The sequence below is a fragment of the Xanthomonas sp. NCPPB 1132 genome (assembly GCF_056629235.1).
Genome location: NZ_CM152819.1, coordinates 2,654,770 through 2,676,065 on the forward strand (window position 1 = coordinate 2,654,770; position 21,296 = coordinate 2,676,065).

The 21,296-nt window shown below is 66.1% G+C and carries 3 protein-coding genes; all 3 read left to right on the forward strand.

Annotated features, from left to right (window positions below; translation table 11 throughout):
* The first annotated feature begins 204 nt into the window (after positions 1–204).
* Genes AC1G9L_RS11280 through AC1G9L_RS11290 form a run of 3 tightly spaced genes read left to right on the forward strand, consistent with a single transcriptional unit; the run spans position 205 to position 21,285 of the window.
* Entirely contained in the window at positions 205–6,666 is a 6,462-nt protein-coding gene (locus AC1G9L_RS11280) for an amino acid adenylation domain-containing protein (RefSeq protein WP_481069082.1), read from the forward strand.
* 46 nt (positions 6,667–6,712) lie between these two features.
* Positions 6,713–20,521 carry an amino acid adenylation domain-containing protein gene (locus AC1G9L_RS11285; protein WP_481069084.1) on the forward strand — a complete coding sequence of 4,603 codons (13,809 nt, stop codon included), beginning with the start codon at positions 6,713–6,715 and terminating at the stop codon, positions 20,519–20,521.
* Complete coding sequence (locus AC1G9L_RS11290; RefSeq protein WP_481069086.1) at positions 20,518–21,285, forward strand: thioesterase II family protein; 768 nt, start codon at positions 20,518–20,520, stop codon at positions 21,283–21,285. Before AC1G9L_RS11285 ends, AC1G9L_RS11290 begins: the two co-directional genes overlap by 4 nt.
* Positions 21,286–21,296 lie beyond the last annotated feature (11 nt).

Below are 21,296 nucleotides of genomic sequence, written 5' to 3' on the forward strand. Positions count from 1 at the left end.
GCGGGACGTCCTATCTGCGCGGCAATGCGATGTGCGTTGCCGCCAGCTGATTCGCGCGCTTTTTTGCTAATGCCGGTATCGAAAACGCCTTGCAGTGCAGTGCGTCGGGCGCTGTCGCGCCAAACCCGACGCGGTTAGGCGCGAGGCTGAAGCTGGATCGTGATTTCTCGTCGGGGGGGTGGCGTGTCCGTGGCAACCTGCAATGTGGCCGAGACCGAATGGATTCCGTTGTCTGCGGCCCAGCGCGGCCGCTGGCTGGCGTATCGCATGGCACCCGAACGCCAGGGTGATCACAACATCGTTTTTGCCGCTCGTATCGAGGGCCATCTGTGCGCGGAGGTGTTGCGCAGTGCGCTGGCTCGGCTGGCGGCACGTCATGCTGTACTTCGACTGCGCATCGTCGAGCACGATGGAATACCACATCAGCGTTTCATCCATGAGGTCGCGCCGACACTGCATGTGGAGGACGTGACCGGTTGGAACGAAGCTGCGTTGCAGCAGGAGATCGTTCGGGCCACATCTCAGCCTTTCTTGCTGGAGCAAGAAGCACCGTATCGCGCGGGTCTCTATGCGCAGGAGGCGGGCACACAGATTCTCACATTGGCGTTCGACCACATTGCGGTAGATGGCTGGTCGTTCTGGATACTGCTGGAACAATTGGGCTTGCTTTTGCAGGATGCCGAGGCTCCATTCGGAGGCGATCTCGACATCGACTATCCGGATTACGTAGGCTGGCAACGCGACTGGCTTTCCTCGGAGCGGGCGGCTTCGCAGCGTTCCCACTGGAATCATGTCATGGCGTCGTTGCCGCCAGCGTTGCAGTTGCCTGTGGATCGCAAATGCCAGGATGTAGCAGGCGAAACACAGGTGGTGCCTGTCTGGCTTGCGCCGACGTTGACTACGGCGTTGCGCGCACTCGCTCGCCGCCATGGCGCAAGCATCTATACAGTCCTTCTTTCGGCATGGCAGATTTTCCTGCACCGCATCACCGGCCAAGCCGAGATCGCGGTGGGATCGCCGATGCCCGGCCGCAGCGGGGCGCGCTGGGAGCATGTGGTAGGTGACTTCGTCAATCCTGTCGCGCTGGTTGCGCGATTCACCGAAGACACCACTGTGCAGGACGTGTTGCGACAGGCGCGCAACGACTCTCGGCGCGCATTGCGGCACCAGGACTATCCCTATTCCAGCCTGGTGGAAGATCTGCGTGGTCGCTCTGGTCTGTCGACGATCGAACTGTTCCAGACCATGTTCGTATATCAGCACGCGCGCCACGGCGCAGGCATGCGTGCGCTCTGGGAAGAGTGCCAGGCATCGATGCCGACCGCCTGGGCGGGTCTCCACTTGCGGGGCTATCCGGTAGCGCGGAGCGGCGGCGAGACGTTCCCACTGATGCTTGAGGCGATGGAACTCGAGACCGGGGTGCGCTGCGACCTTCGTTTCAACCCATCAATGTACGGGCGTGAGACCATCTCCGAATGGTCAAACGCATGGGCACATCTGCTGGGGAGCATGGCGTCTGACGAGACGCAGAAGGTCTATGCGTTGGAACTCATGCCACCTCGGCCAGCGAGCATGAGCGGAGGTATAGCAGGGTGCGCGGCCGTTCGGTCGGCGCTGGAAGGCTTCAGGCACTGGGCAGCGGTTGCACCAGAGGCTATTGCACTCGTTGACGGCGATGTCGAAGTCACCTATGCCGAGTTGGCGCTGCGCGCTAGCCAGATCACGTGCCGACTGGCCGAGAGAGGGGTCGGCCGTGGAGATCGCGTGGCGCTTTGCCTGCCACGCGGTACGGAACTGGTTGCCGCGATGCTGGCAACGTGGGAAGCGGGCGCAGCCTACGTACCTCTCGATCCTGGCTATCCCCAGGCCCGTTTGGCATACATGCTGGATGACAGCCTGCCAGCCTGCGTAGTCGTATCTCCGGCATCCGATGACGTTCTGCCGACGCGCGCTGACGTCGATCGCGTGGTGCTGCCAGGGATAGATGTAGCTGAGGCTGACGTGATGCTGCTGAGCGCAGCGAATGCGCCGAAGTCCGACGACGTCGCGTATCTCATCTACACATCCGGCTCCACCGGCGAGCCGAAAGGCGTCGCCGTGACGCACGGTAACCTTGCAGCACAGGTCTCCGTGCATATCGGCAACTGTGCATTGGCACCCGGCCAGCGTATGCTGCAGTTCGCTTCTGCGTCGTTCGATAGCTCGGTTGTCGAGATATTTCCGACGCTATCGGCCGGAGCGACACTGGTATTTCGGCCAGAGACATTGCTGGCTGCCGACGCGGAGTTCGCCGCATTCCTGGCCAGCCACCGGATCGACACCGTCGACCTGCCCACGGCATTCTGGAATCGCTGGGCTATTGCCCTGCGGGACGGTGCGCCGTCGCCATCGGTACGCCGCGTTGTGGTGGGAGGAGAAAAGGTAGAGCGACGCTTCTTCGACGCATGGAGTCAGGCCACGGCCTGTCCTGTACTCAATACCTACGGACCGACCGAGACCACGGTATATGCGACGGCGATGCTGCTCGAGCAGGGGGCATTGCAGGAGGGACAGGATGTCCCGATCGGCCATCCAGTGGCGCATACCGCAGTGCATGTGCTTGATCGATGGGGCGCGCTGGTGCCGGTAGGTGTCGTGGGTGAACTGTACATCGCCGGTCCTCAGGTGGCCTTGGGCTATTGGAATCGCCCGGAGTTGACCAGCGAGCGTTTCGTGCGTGATGGGTTTGTGGCAGATCCCCGGGCGCGCATGTACAGGACCGGCGATCTCGGTCGCCGACGCGCAGACGGGATCCTGGAATACGTAGGCCGCACTGATTTCCAGGTCAAGATCCGAGGATTTCGAATCGAACCGGGCGAAATCGAGGCGCGCCTGGCAGCGTTCCCGGGTGTGGACGAAGCAGTGGTGCTCGCGAGAGAAGACGTTCACCGGGAAAAGCGGCTTGTCGCGTACGTGGTACCAAGGCAAGGCGCTACTATCGGAGTCGCTGAGCTGCGGCAGGCGCTCGCCGCTGAACTGGCGGCCTACATGCTGCCTGCGGCCTACGTTGTGCTGTCCGCGTTGCCGCTGACGCCCAATGGCAAGATCGATCGTGCAGCACTGCCTGAACCGGGCGACGATGCAGTGGTACGGCAACCGCACCAGCCCCCTTGCGGACCCGTCGAACAGCGTATCGCAGACGTGTGGTGTGCGCTGCTGGGGTTGCGACAGGTCGGGCGATACGACGATTTCTTCGAGCTGGGTGGGCATTCTCTGTCAGCAGCACAAGCGGCCTCGCGGCTGCGTGAGGCGCTGGGACGCGAGGTGCGCTTGCGCGATCTGTTCACCCACCCTCGGTTGTTCGATCTGGCCGCGTTGCTGGCCCGTCCTGACGAATCGGCTGCATCCGTTCAGGTGCCTGTTGCACTGGGTGCACCGCGGCCCCCTGCGTTGCCGATGTCGTGGGCTCAACAACGGCTATGGTTCCTGGATCAGCTCGATCCGTCGGCCGGGGCGGCGTACCACATGCCGGTGGCATTGCGCTTGAGCGGTGTGCTGGATGATGTGGCGTTGCTAGCGAGTCTGGACCGGGTTGTCAGCCGGCACGAGATCCTGCGTACTTGTTTTGTGAGTCACCAGGGAGATGCCGTACAGGTCGTTTCGGCGCGAGATACGCCATTCTGCTTGCGGGCGCATGATCTGCGCGGGCAGTCTGCCGATCAGCAGGCAGCCGTGCTGGCCAGTCTCCGCCACGATGAAGCGCACACACCGTTCGATCTGGCGCATGGCCCGCTGATCCGCGGTTCGCTGGTACGTCTGGCGGATGAAGAGCATGTGCTGCTGATGACACAGCATCACATCGTGTCCGACGGCTGGTCGATCAACGTGTTGATCAGCGAAATCAATGCGCTGTATGCGGCATTTCGGGCCGGGCAGCCGGATCCGTTGCCGCCGCTGCCGTTGCATTACGCCGACTACGCCCTGTGGCAGCGCAGCCCTGCGTATGCCGAGGGGCGGCGCGATCAGGTGGAATACTGGCGCGGGCAGCTGCGAGGCGCTCCCATTCTCTTGGAATTGCCGGTTGATCGGCCGCGGCCTGCGGTGCAACGCTATGCCGGCGCATGCGTGCCAGTGCAGTTGTCAGTTGGACTGTGCGACGACCTGACAGCACTGTCTCGGCGACACGGCACGACGGTGTTCATGACGCTGTTGGCTGCATGGTCCGTGCTGCTGTCGCGCCTGAGTGGGCAGGCGGAGGTGGTGGTGGGGACACCGGTAGCCAACCGAATGCGTCCGGAGCTGGAGCCGCTGATCGGCTTTTTCGTCAATACGCTTGCGCTGCGGGTGAACGTGGGCGGGGCGGCGGACGTGGCGGATCTGCTGGCACAGGTGAAGGCGACGACCCTGGGCGCCTATGAGCATCAGGACCTGCCGTTCGAGCAGGTGGTCGAGGCGGTGCAACCGGTGCGCAGCATGAGCCACAGCCCGCTGTTCCAGGTAATGCTCAGTTTCGACAATACGCCTGGAGATGAAGCACTGTCGTTGCCTGGGTTGCAGGTGGAGCAGCTGCAGAGCGAAGCGTCGAAGGCGCACTTCGATATGGAGCTTTCGTTGCGGCCTCAGAGCAACCGGATCATCGGAGAACTGTCCTATGCGACCGATCTTTTCGATGCATCGACGGCCGAGCGGCATGTTGCCTGTCTGGAGACGCTGCTGCAGGCGCTGTGCGCGCACGAGGGCGCACTGGTCTCGCTGCCGTGGTTGCCGTCGCCGGAGCGTGAGCGGGTGCTGGAGGTGTTCAACGCCACCTCGATGCCGCGGCCGATGACGCTGATCCACCACGCGTTCGAGGAACAGGCTCGTGCCACGCCGGACGCGGTGGCGCTGGAGTGCGGAGGGGTGACGCTTTGCTATGCGGAGTTGAACCAGCGTGCCAATCAGGTGGCGCACCGGCTTGCCGCCCTGGGCGCGAGGCCCGATGCGCGCGTGGCGATCTGCGCCGAGCGTGGGCTGGACATGGTGGTAGGCCTGCTGGGTATCCTCAAGTCCGGCGCGGCGTATGTGCCATTGGACCCGACACATCCGCGCGAGCGCCTGGCGGGGATGCTGGCCGACTGTGCGCCGACGGCGGTGCTGGCACAGCCGTCCACGCTCGGTTTGCTGCCGCAGGAGGCGCAGGTGCCGACGCTGGTCTTGACGGCGCGGGTGTGGGAAGACGCGCCGACGCATGACCTGCAGGTCGCCGGGTTGACGCCGCAGCACCTGGCCTACGTGATCTACACCTCCGGTTCGACCGGGCAACCGAAGGGGGTGATGAACGAACACCATGCGGTGATGAATCGCCTTCACTGGGGCAAGACGCAGTTCCCCTGGATGGTGGGCGAGCGGGTGTTGCACAAGACGCCGTTCGGATTCGACGTGTCGGTCTGGGAGATATTTCAGCCGCTGCTGTCCGGGGCCAGGCTGGTCCTGGCGCAACCGCAGGGTCATCAGGATCCGGACTATTTGATCGCGTTGATCGAAAGTGCGCAGATCACGGTGGCGCACTTCGTGCCGTCGATGTTGCAGGCGTTCCTTGATCGTCTGCCGGCGGGCCGGTGTGCGGGACTGCGGCAGATCTTCTGTAGCGGCGAAGCGCTGGGGTTGGCGCTGGCGGCACAGGTACGGTCGAAGCTGCCGCAGGTGGAGCTGCATAACCTGTATGGGCCGACAGAAGCGGCGATCGAGGTGACCTGGTGGAACTGTGCCGAGGGCACGACGCGGCCCGCGGTTCCGATCGGACGGCCGATCGCCAATACCCGCATGTATGTGCTGGATGGGCAGGGCGAGCCGGTGCCGGTGGGGGTGGCCGGTGAGCTGTGCATCGGCGGGGTGCAGGTGGCACGTGGCTACTGGAACCGTGCGCAGTTGAGCGCGGAGCGGTTCGTGCCGGACCGGTTCAGTGCCGATCCGCAGGCGCGGATGTACCGCACCGGGGATCTGGGCCGGTGGCGGGCCGACGGGACGATCGAGTACCTGGGGCGCAACGACTTCCAGGTGAAGATCCGCGGCTTCCGGATCGAGCTGGGGGAGATCGAGGCGCAGTTGCTGGCGTGTGCGGACGTGCGCGAGGCGGTGGTGGTGGCGCGTGCCTACGGCGAGGGCGACACACGGCTGGTGGCGTACGTGGTGATGGCGCCGGGGGTGGCCTGCGATGTGTCGGCGCTGCGGCAGGTCTTGCTGCAGCGGCTGGCCGAGTACATGGTGCCGAGCGCGTTCGTGGCGCTGGAGGCGTTGCCGCTGACGGCCAATGGCAAGCTGGACCGTCAGGCGCTGCCGGCGCCGGAGACGGCGGCGGTTCCGGTGCGTGCGTACGAAGCGCCGCACGGGGAGATCGAGGAAGCGATCGCGGCGATCTGGCAGGACCTGCTGGGCGTGGAACGGGTGGGGCGCCACGACCACTTCTTCGAGCTGGGCGGCCACTCGCTGCTGGCCGTGCAGGTCGCCTCACGGTTGCGTGAGCGGTTCGGCGTCAGCGTACCGGTTGCCGGTCTGTTTCAGGCCGCTCAGCTCTCGGCACTCTCCGCACTTGTGATGAGCGCCATCGTAGAGCAGTACCCCCAGGACGCCATTGCGGCTCATGCCGATGCGCTTGAGGGCCTGTCCGCCGACGACTTGCGTGCCTTGCTGGAAACAGAAGACGCATGAATCGACTCATTTTCGCCAGATCGGCAATTCGTTCCGTAGGTACGCCATGACGCATTCATCATCGTCGGAAATCGAACTGCTTAAGCTGGAATTGATGCGTCGCCGCTTGGCAAAGACAAGCACCGCCAAGCCTGCATTGAGTCCATCCATTCCTCGCGCGGACAGGAGCGGTACGCTGCCGCTGTCTTGGGCGCAACAGCGGCTATGGTTCCTTGAAAGGTTCGATCAAGCCGCAAGCGTGGCTTATCACATGCCGGTGGCGTTGCGCTTGGACGGCGACCTGGACGTGTCGGCATTGCAGGCCACCCTGGATCGCATCGTCATGCGCCACGAGAACCTGCGGACGGTGTTTGTTAAATCGGGGGATGCGGCACGGCTGGTGATCCGGAACGACGTCAACGGACTGCCGATGGACTACCAGGATCTCAGCGATCCTGCGGGACGCCTGGACGATGCCCAAGTTGCGTTGATCGTATCGGAGCAGGTGCGTACTCCGTTCGATCTGGAGCACGGGCCGTTGATCCGGGCCTGTCTCCTCAAGCTACGTGAGCGCGAGCATCTGTTTCTGGTGACTCAGCACCATATCGTCTCCGACGGCTGGTCTATCGGTGTGTTGATCAACGAATTCACTACGTTGTATCCATGCTTCCGCTTGGGACGGCCTGATCCGTTGCCGCCTTTGCCGATCCAGTACGCAGACTATGCGGTATGGCAGCGGCAGCAGTTGCAGGGACAGGAACTGGAAGATCGGCTGTCCTTCTGGCGCGGACACCTCCGCGGTGCCCCGCCGTTGCTCCTGCTGCCGACCGACCGCCCCCGGCCCGCAGTGCAGAGCTATGCCGGAGATCGTGTTCCGGTGATGTTTGCTGAGGCATTGACCCAGTCGTTGAAGGAGTTGGCACAAAGGAGCGGCACGACGACCTATATGGTACTGCTGGCAGGCTGGTCCACGTTGATGGCCCGCTTGAGTGGGCAGACCGACGTGGTGATAGGCAGCCCTGTGGCGAACCGGGATGCTGTGGAAACGCAAGGGCTGGTGGGCTGTTTTGTCAACACCGTCGCGCTACGCGTCCAACTGGACGATGACCCGACCTGCCTGCAGCTGCTGGAACGAATCAAGCGCACAGCGCTGGCCGCCTATGCCCACCAGGATCTTCCTTTCGACCAAGTAGTCGAGGCGTTGCAGCCTGAGCGGAGCCTCAGCTATAGCCCAGTGTTCCAGGTGATGTTGACGCTGGACAATACGCCTCGCAACAGCACCCTGTCGCTGCCTGGCCTGGATGTCATCCAAGTGGAGCCTGCGCATCCGACGGCGCACTTTGACCTGCGCATGTTGTTGAGCGATGGCGGTGTGTCGCTGGAGGGCGAGCTCGAGTACGCCAGCGATCTGTTCGATCGCGCCACGGCCGAGCGCATGGTGACGCAGTGGTTCACCCTGCTGGCCGGCATGTGTCTTCATGAGAACGCAGCCCTGAGTGCGCTGCCTTTGTTGACAGCGGCCGAGCGGCAGCTGGTCGTGCATGGCTTCAACCGCATCGAGGAGTGCACGCCGGACGAGCACGTGGTGGGGTTGTTCGCCGCGCAGGTGGCGCGCACGCCGCAGGCGCCGGCGATCGCCTTCGGCGGCCAGACGCTGGACTTTGCCACGCTGGATCGTCAGTCCAGCCAGCTGGCGCAACGGTTGGTGGCGCTGGGTGTGCGCCCGGACGATCGGGTGGCGATCTGCGTGGAGCGTGGGGTGCAGATGGGCGTGGGCCTGCTGGGGATCTGGAAGGCCGGCGCAGGCTATGTGCCGCTGGATCCGGGGTATCCGCAGGAGCGGTTGGCGTACATGCTGCAGGACAGTGCCCCGCGTGCGGTGGTCAGCCAGGGCGATGTGCTGGCGTCGCTGGAGCTGTCGGTGGCGGTGCCGGTGGTGGACCTGGACGATGCGACGCTGGCCGCCGAGCCGACGCAGGCGCCGGCGGTGGCGCTGGAGCCGCAGCATCTGGCGTACATGATCTACACGTCCGGGTCGACCGGGCAGCCGAAGGGGGTGATGATCGAGCATCGCTCGCCGGTGAACTTCTGGCGTGCGATGCGCCAGAGCACGCATCGGGACCTGCCGGCCAATGCGCGTGTGGCGGTGAACGCCGCGTACGCCTTCGACATGTCGCTCAAGGGATGGCTGCAGTGGTTGTCCGGGCATTGCGTGATGCCGGTACCGCAGCAGATCCGGGCCAGCGGCCCGGCGCTGCTGGCGTTCCTGGAGCAGGAGCGGATCGATGCGCTGGACAGCACGCCCTCGCAGTTGGAAGGCCTGCTGGCGGCGGGCCTGCTGGAGGGGACGGGCCATCGTCCGCGCAGCGTGCTGCTGGGGGGCGAGGCGATCGGGCCGGCGTTGTGGGCGCGCTTGCGCGGGTCCGAGCGGGTCGCGTTCTTCAACATGTACGGTCCGACCGAGTGCACGGTGGATGCGACGCTGATCGGCGTGCAGCAGGCCGGTGCGACGCCGACGATCGGGCGTCCGATCCGGAACGTGCCGGTGTACATCCTCGATGGGCAGGGCGAGCCGGTGCCGGTGGGGGTGGCCGGTGAGCTGTGCATCGGCGGGGTGCAGGTGGCACGTGGCTACTGGAACCGTGCGCAGTTGAGCGCGGAGCGGTTCGTGCCGGACCGGTTCAGTGCCGATCCGCAGGCGCGGATGTACCGCACCGGGGATCTGGGCCGGTGGCGGGCCGACGGGACGATCGAGTACCTGGGGCGCAACGACTTCCAGGTGAAGATCCGCGGCTTCCGGATCGAGCTGGGGGAGATCGAGGCGCAGTTGCTGGCGTGTGCGGACGTGCGCGAGGCGGTGGTGGTGGCGCGTGCCTACGGCGAGGGCGACACACGGCTGGTGGCGTACGTGGTGATGGCGCCGGGGGTGGCCTGCGATGTGTCGGCGCTGCGGCAGGTCTTGCTGCAGCGGCTGGCCGAGTACATGGTGCCGAGCGCGTTCGTGGCGCTGGAGGCGTTGCCGCTGACGGCCAATGGCAAGCTGGACCGTCAGGCGCTGCCGTCGCCGGAGACGGCGGCGATTCCGGTGCGTGCGTACGAAGCGCCGCACGGGGAGATCGAGGAGGCGATCGCGGCGATCTGGCAGGACCTGCTGGGCGTGGAGCGGGTGGGGCGCCACGACCACTTCTTCGAGCTGGGCGGCCACTCGTTGATGGTGATCGGACTGATCGAACGGTTGCGCCAGCGCGGCCATGTCACCGATGTGCGCAGCGTGTTCACGGCCCCGATCCTGAGCGCGCTGGCTGAGCGCATGGGCGCCGAGCACCAGGGCGGTCCGACGCTGGCTGCCAATCCGATCACCCCCCAGACCACCCGCCTTACGCCGGAGTTGCTGCCGCTGGTGCGGCTGGAGCAGGCACAGATCGACCAGATCGTGGCGCAGGTGCCGGGCGGGGTGCCCAACATCCAGGACATCTATCCGCTGGCGCCGCTGCAGGAAGGCATTTTGTTCCACCACCTGCTGGAGCAGGAGCGCGAAGGCGACGCCTATCTGATGCGTTCGGTAGTGGCCTTCGCCGACCGGGCACGACTGGATGCGTTCCTGTGGGCGATGCAGCAGATGATCGACCGGCATGACATCCTGCGCAGCGCGATGCAGTGGCAGGGGCTGCCGCAACCGGTGCAGGTCGTGCACCGGCAGGCGCGCTTGCCGGTGCAGGAACTGGCAGTGGACGCCGGCCAGGATGCGCTGGCGCAGTTGCAGCAGGCGACCGATCCGCGCCGGCATCGGGTGCCGGTGAGCCAGGCGCCGGTGATGCGCGCGTTTGTGGTGGAAGACCCGGTGCGCGGGGAATGGTTGCTGGCGCTGCTGCGGCACCACCTGGTCTGCGACCACGTGGCGATGGATCTGCTGCTGTCGGAAATCCAGACGCTGCTGGGCGGCGGCACGCTGCCGCCGGCACGGCCGTATCGTCACTTCATCGCGCAGATGCAGCACGAGGACGTTGCTGCCCACGAGGCGTATTTCCGCCAGCAACTGGGCGACATCGAGGAACCGAGCGCACCGTTCGGGGTGATGGACGTCCGCCACGACGGGGCGGCGGTGAACGAGGCACGCAGTGGGCTGCCGCTGGCGATGGCGCAGGCGATCCGCAGGCAGTCGCGGCAGTTGGGCGTGAGCCCGGCGGTGCTGTTCCACGTGGCCTGGGCACGGGTGGTAGGGCAGTGCAGCGGGCGCGATGGCGACGTGGTGTTCGGGACGGTGCTTTCCGGACGGCTGCAGGGGTCGGAGGGCGCCGACCAGGTGGTGGGCATGTTCCTGAACACCTTGCCGGTGCGGATCGGGCAGGGAGCCGATGCACGCGGCTCCGTCGCGGCGGTGCACGAGCAACTGAGCGCGCTGCTGGAACACGAGCAGGCGTCGCTGGCACTGGCACAGCGCTGCAGTGGCGTGGCCGCTCCGCTGCCGCTGTTCACCTCGCTGCTGAACTACCGGCACAGCCATGCCGCCACGCCCGAGGAGAGCGCGCAGGCGGCACAGGCATGGGAGGGCATGCGCCTGATCGGAGGCGACACCCGCAACAACTATCCGCTGACGATGTCGGTGGAGGACCTGGGGGAGGCGTTCGGGCTGACTGCGTTGGCGGTGGACGGGATCGACCCGCAGCGCCTGGTGGGGTACATGGAACAGGCGCTGTGCGCATTGCTGGACGCGCTGGAGACGGGGGCGCAGCAGCCGCTGCGTCAGCTGGCGATCCTGCCGGCGGCCGAGCGGCAGCTGGTCGTGCATGGCTTCAACCGCATCGAGGAGTGCACGCCGGACGAGCACGTGGTGGGGTTGTTCGCCGCGCAGGTGGCGCGTACGCCGCAGGCGCCGGCGATCGCCTTCGGCGGCCTGACGCTGGACTTTGCCACGCTGGATCGTCAGTCCAGCCAGCTGGCGCAACGGTTGGTGGCGCTGGGCGTGCGCCCGGACGATCGGGTGGCGATCTGCGTGGAGCGTGGGGTGCAGATGGGCGTGGGCCTGCTGGGGATCTGGAAGGCCGGCGCAGGCTATGTGCCGCTGGACCCGGGGTATCCGCAGGAGCGGTTGGCGTACATGCTGCAGGACAGTGCCCCGCGTGCGGTGGTCAGCCAGGGCGATGTGCTGGCGTCGCTGAAGCTGTCGGTGGCGGTGCCGGTGGTGGACCTGGACGATGCGACGCTGGCCGCCGAGCCGACGCAGGCGCCGGCGGTGGCGCTGGAGCCGCAGCATCTGGCGTACATGATCTACACGTCCGGGTCGACCGGGCAGCCGAAGGGGGTGATGATCGAGCATCGCTCGCCGGTGAACTTCTGGCGTGCGATGCGCCAGAGCACGCATCGGGACCTGCCGGCCAATGCGCGTGTGGCGGTGAACGCCGCGTACGCCTTCGACATGTCGCTCAAGGGATGGCTGCAGTGGTTGTCCGGGCATTGCGTGATGCCGGTACCGCAGCAGATCCGGGCCAGCGGCCCGGCGCTGCTGGCGTTCCTGGAGCAGGAGCGGATCGATGCGCTGGACAGCACGCCCTCGCAGTTGGAAGGCCTGCTGGCGGCGGGCCTGCTGGAGGGGACGGGCCATCGTCCGCGCAGCGTGCTGCTGGGGGGCGAGGCGATCGGGCCGGCGTTGTGGGCGCGCTTGCGCGGGTCCGAGCGGATCGCGTTCTTCAACATGTACGGTCCGACCGAGTGCACGGTGGATGCGACGCTGATCGGCGTGCAGCAGGCCGGTGCGACGCCGACGATCGGGCGTCCGATCCGGAACGTGCCGGTGTACATCCTCGATGGGCAGGGCGAGCCGGTGCCGGTGGGGGTGGCCGGTGAGCTGTGCATCGGCGGGGTGCAGGTGGCACGTGGCTACTGGAACCGTGCGCAGTTGAGCGCGGAGCGGTTCGTGCCGGACCGGTTCAGTGCCGATCCGCAGGCGCGGATGTACCGCACCGGGGATCTGGGCCGGTGGCGGGCCGACGGGACGATCGAGTACCTGGGGCGCAACGACTTCCAGGTGAAGATCCGCGGCTTCCGGATCGAGCTGGGGGAGATCGAGGCGCAGTTGCTGGCGTGTGCGGACGTGCGCGAGGCGGTGGTGGTGGCGCGTGCCTACGGCGAGGGCGACACGCGGCTGGTGGCGTACGTGGTGATGGCGCCGGGGGTGGCCTGCGATGTGTCGGCGCTGCGGCAGGTCTTGCTGCAGCGGCTGGCCGAGTACATGGTGCCGAGCGCGTTCGTGGCGCTGGAGGCGTTGCCGCTGACGGCCAATGGCAAGCTGGACCGTCAGGCGCTGCCGTCGCCGGAGACGGCGGCGGTTCCGGTGCGTGCGTACGAAGCGCCGCACGGGGAGATCGAGGAGGCGATCGCGGCGATCTGGCAGGACCTGCTGGGCGTGGAACGGGTGGGGCGCCACGACCACTTCTTCGAGCTGGGCGGCCACTCGCTGCTGGCCGTGCAGGTCGCCTCACGGTTGCACGCATCGCTGCAACTGGAGGTCCCGCTCCGCGAACTGTTCGCACGGCCGACCCTGTCGGCGCTGGCCGCCAGCCTCGACAGCACGGCCTCTCTCGCTCCCTCCCGGACCTCCATCGCCCTGGCCGATCGCAGCCGGCCGTTGCCGCTGTCGTGGGCGCAGCAGCGGTTGTGGTTCCTGGACCAGTTGGACCCGGCCGCCGGCGCCGCGTACCACATGCCGGTGGCGCTGCAGTTGCACGGTGCACTGGACCGGGCCGCGCTGCAGGCCAGCCTGGACCGCATCGTCGCCCGCCACGAGAACCTGCGCACACGCTTCGTCAGCCAAGCCGATGGTCCGGTCCAGCTCGTCGATGCGGCCGACATCGGCTTCCGGCTGCAGTGGCACGACCTGTCCGCGTTGCTGCCCGATGCCCAGGCGCAGGCCGTGGCCGGGCACAGCCAGGAGGAGGCCGGCACACGGTTCGACCTGGTGCAGGGGCCGTTGGTACGCGGGCGCCTGCTGCGCCTGGACCAGGACACGCATGTGCTGCTGGTGACCCAGCACCACATCGTGTCCGACGGCTGGTCGATCGGCGTACTGGTGCAGGAGGTCAGCGCGTTGTACGCCGCCTTCTGCCAGGGCCAGGCCGACCCGCTGCCGGCGCTGTCGATCCAGTATGCCGACTACGCCGCCTGGCAGCGCGGCTGGTTGCAGGGGGATACGTTGCAGGGGCACCTGCAGTATTGGCGTGCGCAACTGGCCGGTGCGCCGGCGTTGCTGGAACTGCCGGTCGACCGTCCCCGTCCGCAGGTGCAGCGCTATGCGGGCGAGCGGCTCGCGGTGCATCTGCCGGCTGCGCTGAGCGCCGGGCTGCGCGCCCTGTCGCAGCGGCATGGCACGACCCTGTTCATGACCTTGCTGGCCGGCTGGTCGGCACTGCTGTCGCGCCTGAGCGGGCAGTCGCAGGTGGTGATCGGCAGCCCGGTGGCCAACCGCACCCGGCGCGAACTGGAGCCGCTGATCGGCTTCTTCGTCAATACGCTGGCCCTGCGGGTGAACCTGGAGGCGGCCCCGACCGTGGCCGACCTGCTGGCGCAGGTGAAGGCGACCACGCTGGCGGCCTACGACCACCAGGACCTGCCCTTCGAACAGGTCGTCGAGGCAGTGCAGCCGGTGCGCAGCCTGCGCCACAGCCCCCTGTTCCAGGTGATGCTGAGCCTGAACAACACGCCTGACCGCGGCGGCCTGCAGTTGCCGGGCCTGACCCTTGAGCAGATGCCCAGCCCCGCACAGACGGCGCAGTTCGATCTGTCGCTGTCGCTGGTGGATCAGGGACAGACGCTGAGCGGCAGTCTGGTCTATGCCAGCGACCTGTTCGATCGTGCCACGGTGGAGCGGATGCTGGCGCAGTGGCAGACCTTGCTGGCGGCGATGGTGGCCGATGCGCATGGCCCGCTCATGGCGCTGCCGCTGCTGGAGGCGGACGAACGCGCGCAGGTGCTGGGCGGCTTCCATGCGCAGGCCCATGCAGGAAGAGCGCAGACGTTCTCGCCCGGGCTGGTGCATGCCGGATTCGAAGCCCACGCGGCCCGCACGCCGCACGCCACGGCGGTGCGGTGGGAAGGGCAGACGTTGAGCTATGGCGAACTGGAACGGCGCGCCAACCAGGTGGCGCACCGGTTGATCGCACTGGGCGTGCGCCCGGATGAGCGGGTGGCGCTGTGCGTGGAGCGCGGCCTGGAACTGGTGGTGGGCCTGATCGGCATTCTCAAGGCCGGTGCCGGCTACGTCCCCCTGGACCCGGCCTATCCCGGCGACCGGCTGGCCTACATGCTGGCCGACAGCGCACCGGTGGCAGTGCTGACCCAGATCGCACTGGCCGCCACGCTGCCGGCAACGAGCGTCCCGATCCTGGCGCTGGACCAGGCGGCACAGTGGCAGGCGCAGCCGGTGCACGCGCCAGACCCGGCGCAGTTGGGGCTGCAGCCGCACCACCTGGCGTATGTGATCTACACCTCCGGCTCGACCGGTCAGCCGAAGGGCGTGATGGTCGAACATGCACAGGTGAGCCGGTTGTTCGCGGCCACCGAGCACTGGTTCAACTTCGGCCCGCAGGATGTCTGGACGCTGTTCCATTCCTATGCGTTCGACTTCTCGGTGTGGGAGCTGTGGGGAGCGTTGAACTACGGCGGGCGGCTGGTGGTGGTGCCATCGCTGTGCGCGCGCGCGCCAGCGGAGTTCTACACGTTGCTGGTGACCGAGCAGGTCACGGTGCTGAACCAGACGCCCAGTGCGTTCCGTGCGTTGAGTGCGGCGGCGGGCGCGGGCGCGCATGCGCTGCGCCTGATCGTATTCGGGGGCGAGGCCCTGGAGCCGGCGATGCTGGCGGACTGGGTGCGGCACACCCCGACCTCGTCCACGCAGTTGGTCAACATGTACGGCATCACCGAGATCACCGTGCATGCGACCCATCGGCCGATCACCGAGGCCGACATCCTGACCTCGCACGGCAGCCCGATCGGCCAGGCGATCCCGGATCTGCGGCTGTATGTCCTGGATGCGGGCGGGGAGCCGGTGCCGGTGGGAGTGAGCGGGGAGCTATACGTCTCCGGCGCGGGCGTGGCGCGCGGCTATCTCAACCGGCCGGCACTGAGCGCCGAGCGGTTCGTGCCGGATCGGTTCAGCACCGATCCGCAGGCGCGGATGTACCGCACCGGCGACCTGGGCCGCTGGCGCGCCGACGGGACGATCGAATACCTGGGACGCAACGACTTCCAGGTGAAGATCCGCGGCTACCGGATCGAACTGGGCGAGATCGAGGCGCGCCTGAGCGCCTGTGCCGGCGTGCGCGAGGCGGTGGTGATCGCGCGCGAGGACAGTCCGGGCGACAAGCGGCTGGTGGCCTACGTGGTGATGGAATCGGGGCAGGCGTGCGAGGTGCATGCGCTGCGTCAGGCGCTGGCCCGCGACCTGGCCGAATACATGCTGCCCAGCGCATTCGTGGCGCTGGAGGCGCTGCCGCTGACAACCAACGGCAAGCTGGACCGGCAGGCGCTGCCGGTGCCGGATCAGAGCGCGGTCCTGCAGCGTCCGTTCGAGGCGGCGCAGGGCGAGCGGGAGCAGGCGCTGGCCCAGGTCTGGCAGGAGCTGCTGACGCTGGAGCAGGTCAGTCGCCACGATCACTTCTTCGAACTGGGCGGCCACTCGCTGTTGGTGGTGAGCCTGATCGAACGCTTGCGCCAGCGCGGATGGAGCATCGACGTGCGTGCGGTCTTCATGACCCCGGTCCTCATGCAATTGGCGACGCTGCTGCAGAGCACGGCGGCGGCCGTGCAGCGAAGCGTCGCCGCCAATCCCATTACCCCGGCCACAGAACGGATCACGCCAGACCTGCTGCCGCTGGTGAGCCTCTCGCAGGTTCAGATCGACGCCATCGTCGCATCCATACCGGGGGGCGCCGCCAATGTGCAGGACATCTATCCCCTCGGTCCGCTTCAGGAGGGCATCCTCTTCCACCACCTGATCGACAGTGAACGTCCGGGTGATCCCTACCTCGTGCGGTCGTTGTTCACGTTTGACCGACGGGAGAAGCTGGATGCCTTCGTAGCAGCGCTGCAGCAGGTGATTGAACGGCATGACATTCTGCGCAGCGCACCGCGCTGGCAGGGACTGGAGCGGCCGGTGCAGGTGGTGCATCGCCGAGCGCCATTGCCGATGGAAGTGCTGAGCCCGGTGGAGGGAAGTTCCCCCATGCAGGCGTTGCTCAAGGTCAGCGACCCGGCCCGGATCAAGCTGGACCTGGAGAAGGCCCCATTACTCCGTATCCAGGTGGTGGAAGACACTGCGAGTGGCCAATGGCGGATGGCGCTGCTCAACCATCATCTGGTTGACGACAACTACTCCATGCAACTGCTGTACCGCGAAATCCGGACGATTTTGCAGGGGCATGCGCACACCTTGCCGCCTCCGCAGCCGTACCGCACCTTCATCGCACGGGCAGTCGATTCGGACGACGCAGGGCATGAAGCCCACTTCCGCAAACAGCTCGGTTCCGTGACTGAACCCACCGCGCCGTTTGGCGTGCTGGATATCCACGGCAAAGCTGGTTACGTTCGCCGTGCGCGAGTCGACCTGCCGTCGTCGTTGACCACCTCCGTTCGCGAGCAGGCTCGCGCTTCCAGAGTGACGCCCGCCGTGCTGTTCCACGTGGCCTGGGCGATGGTATTGGCCCGGCTGATCGATCGCGCCGATGTTGTGTTCGGCACAGTGCTGTCCGGTCGCCTGCAAGGATCGGAGGCGGCCGATGAAGTCGTCGGAATGTTCATCAACACCTTGCCGCTGCGCTTGGATCTGACCGGTTGCACCGTCACCGACGCTGTGCAGCATGCGCAGCAGGCATTGGGCGAACTGCTCCAGTATGAGCAGGCATCGTTGACGCTCGCTCAGCGCTGCAGCGGGGTGAGGGCTCCATTGCCGTTGTTCACCACGCTGTTCAACTACCGTCACAGCCATCTGGTGGAAGACGGGGAAGAGAGCATAGAGGTATGGGATGGGATTCATGCACTTGGAACGGAAGAGCGGACCAACTATCCCATCGGCGCGTGTGTGGACGATCTGGGAACAGGTTTCACGCTGACGGCGCAGACATGCGGAAGCATTGATGCAAAGCGCGTGGTTGCCTATCTGCTTCAGGCAACGGAGGGGCTGGTCACTGCCCTTGCCGGCGAAGCTGCAGTCGAGGCTTTGTCGGTCGACGTGATGCCTGTCGGCGAGCGCATGCAGTTGCTCGAGGCGTTCGCCAGGTCGCCAGACGATATGGCCTGCGGGCGGCCCGAAACATTGGTCCAACTGTTCGAGGCACAAGTCGCCCGGCGCCCGGATGCGGTGGCGCTGTACGGTGCTTTTGGCCACTGCCGATATGACGATCTAGACCGTATCGCCAACCACCTGGCCCGCGCTCTGCGTGAGCAGGGCGTCGTTCGCCACGATCGAATCGCCGTCTTCGCGGAACGCGGGGAAACGATGATCCAGGCGCTACTGGGAGTGCTCAAGGCAGGTGCGGTTTACGTGCCGATGGATCCGGACTATCCGGCTGAGCGCCTGACGTTCATGCTTGAAGACAGCGCGCCATCGTTGGTGCTCGCCACCCGAGCGGCGGAAACGCAAGTGCGCCGATTGGGGTTCGCCGGTACCGTGATTGTGCTCGAGGACATGATGGGTCCGTCGGCCCGGCGCGAAAGCGAGCACTGCCTGCATGCGCAGGAGGCCGCAGCACAGCCGAACGACGCGGCCTACATGATCTACACCTCCGGCTCGACGGGCCGCCCCAAGGCGGCCATCAATCGCCATGCTGGTGTCAGCGCAATGATACGTGCTTCGTTGCAGGCGGTCGGCATCGACGACAGCAGCCGCATCCTGCAGTTCGCCTCGCCCAGTTTCGATGGCAGCGTCTTCGAGATATTTGTGTCGCTGTGCTCCGGCGCGGCGTTGTGCCTGGCAGATCGCGAAAGCTTGCGCCCTGGCGACGCGCTAGTGGACACGCTGCGGCGATTCGAGATCAGCCATGTCGCGATGCCCGCTTCAGCGTTGCAGGCCTGTGGTGCCGGCGCAGCCATACCATCCTCGATCACACTGATGCTGGGAGGAGAAGTGCTGCCTCCCGCATTGGCTCGGGCCTGGGCCTCGACGCACCGGCTTTTCAACCTCTATGGCCCCACCGAGACGGCGGTGACGTCCACCTTCCACCGTTGTCTACCTGACGCCGAAACCCATGTCCCGATAGGACGTCCCCTGGGGCATTGCCGACTGTACGTCCTCGACGAGCAGGGGCGTCTTTCGCCGATTGGCGTACCCGGGGAACTCCATGTTGGAGGGGTGGCAGTCGGTCTCGGCTACTGGAAACGCGAGGCGCTGACGGCCGAGCGCTTCGTCGAAGATCCCTTCATGCAGACTGGAGCTGGGCGGATGTACCGCACCGGAGACAAGGTCAGGTGGTGCGATAACGGAGAGATCGAGTACCTAGGGCGCAACGATTTCCAGATCAAGCTGCGCGGGTTCCGGATCGAACTGGGCGAAATCGAAGCGCGCCTAGGTGAGATCCCGGGGATACGTGCCTGCGCCGTTGTGGCGCGCGACCATGCGACCGGCCTGCGCCTGGTAGCCTACGTGGTGCCGGAAAAGGGTGTCGATCTGGATGCCGGCTTCCTTCGCCAGCGGCTCGCGCTGACCCTGGCGGAGTTCATGCTTCCCAGCGCCTTCGTGCAACTCGCCGAATTGCCACTGAGTCCGAACGGAAAGCTGGACCGCACCGCGTTGCCGGCTCCGGATCAAGCCGCGCTGGCGCAACGTCCCTATGTGGCGCCACGCACACCGGACGAGCAGGCGCTGGCACGTTTGTGGAGCGAGCTATTGGGAACGGATCGCGTCGGCTGCGACGATCACTTCTTCGAACTTGGCGGTCACTCGCTGTCGGCCATTCGACTGGCTTATCTCGCCCGAGAGAGGCTGGGAGCGACACTCTCACTCGCCACCGTCTTCGCATCGCCCACACTCTCGGCGATGGCCGAAACACTGCATGGGAGCCGCCGCGGCCAGTATGATCCCGCCGCCCCGGCAACACAGACGCTGGTGACGATGCTGGCCGGCGATACCGGAGCACCGGCCCTGTTCTGCATCCATCCGATCGGTGGGCAGGTGGCGCGCTATTTACCATTGGCACAACGCCTATCGACGCATTGGCAGGTATTTGGGGTGCGTTCGGCCGAAGTCGTGGATCTCGGCGAATCGCCCAGCCTGGATGCGTTGGCGCTTCAGTATGCCCAGGCAATCCAGCACGTACGCCCGCGGGGCCCTTATCACCTGCTGGGCTGGTCGACCGGGGGAATGTTCGCGGCAGCCGTCGCCACGGCCCTGCAGGCGCAGGGTGCCGTAGTGGAGTATCTCGGCTGGATCGATACCCATACGACAGCAATCCCCGCCGATACCAGCACTGCGTACCGCTATGCGGCAATGGCCGAGCTTCGCGGTAGCCGCTATACGCTGCGCGATACAGGCGATGCAGCGGATCTGCTGTTGGCAAGGCTTCCTACTTTAACGTACGCAGAGGCATCCCCTTTGCTGGAAGCCGCGTTACAGCCAGCGATGGACCGCCCCACATTCGAACATCTGCAGACGCAGATCGCGGTGGGCTCACATCATCTTCAACTTCTGCGGGATTTCAGCCAGACCGCGTTGATGAAGCCCACCCAGCAGTTCCGGGTCGGGGGAGGGGAGGACGAAGCAGCGCTCGACACACATCCGAACGACGTGGTGTGGATGGAGGGGGACCATTACACGTTGCTTGCCGAACCCCAGGTGGGCCAACTGGCCGAAGCATTGTGCGATTGGCGAGACGCAAGGAGCCCTGCATGAGTCAATCCAGCCAGGCCGGTTGGCTTGTCGGACAGCCTGCTCCGACCGCGCGCCTTCGACTGTATTGCTTCTCCTATGCAGGTGGCAGCGCCTCCATCTTCCACGGATGGGGAAGCGCCCTCGGGCCGGACGTGGAAGTCTGCGCGGTGCAGCTTCCAGGCCGCGGCGCGCGCCTGGCCGAACCGCCAGTCACCACGATGCAGGCATTGCTGCAATCCCTGGTGCCGGTGATCGCGCGACACAATGATCGGCCCTTTGCGTTTTTCGGGCACAGTGTGGGTGCCTTGGTCGCCTTCGAGTTGACCCGCTACCTGCGCCTGCATGGGATGTCGCTACCGCGACAGCTGATCGTGTCCGGTTGCCAGGCCCCTCAGTTCCGCAGCGTGCCGCGCAACTACCACCTCCTTGACGACGATGCGTTCATCGACGTGCTCGGCGTTTACAAGGGCACGCCACGGATGGTGCTGGAGAACCGCGAGTTGATGGATCTGCTGATGCCGGCGTTGCGCGCCGACTTCTCCATAGCGGAAACGTACCGGTATCGTGGGGGACCACAACTGGGTCTTCCCATCACGTTGTTTGCCGGTGAGCACGACGACATCCGTGGAGAGGGCCAGGTGGACGGCTGGGGACGGGAGTCCAGCCATCCGCTGAGCACGATCTGGTTCGACGGCGGGCACTTCTTCATCGATACGCATCGGCAACAGGTCGTCGACCAGGTGCGTGCCGCCCTGTCCAACGTGCACGAGCCGCTGCACGCTTAGCCGTTGCCCCA

Coding starts and splice junctions, on each gene's coding strand:
- AC1G9L_RS11285 (WP_481069084.1), top strand. CDS start 6,713: ATGACGCATTCATCATCGTCGGAAATCGAACTGCTTAAGCTGGAATTG.
- AC1G9L_RS11290 (WP_481069086.1), top strand. CDS start 20,518: ATGAGTCAATCCAGCCAGGCCGGTTGGCTTGTCGGACAGCCTGCTCCG.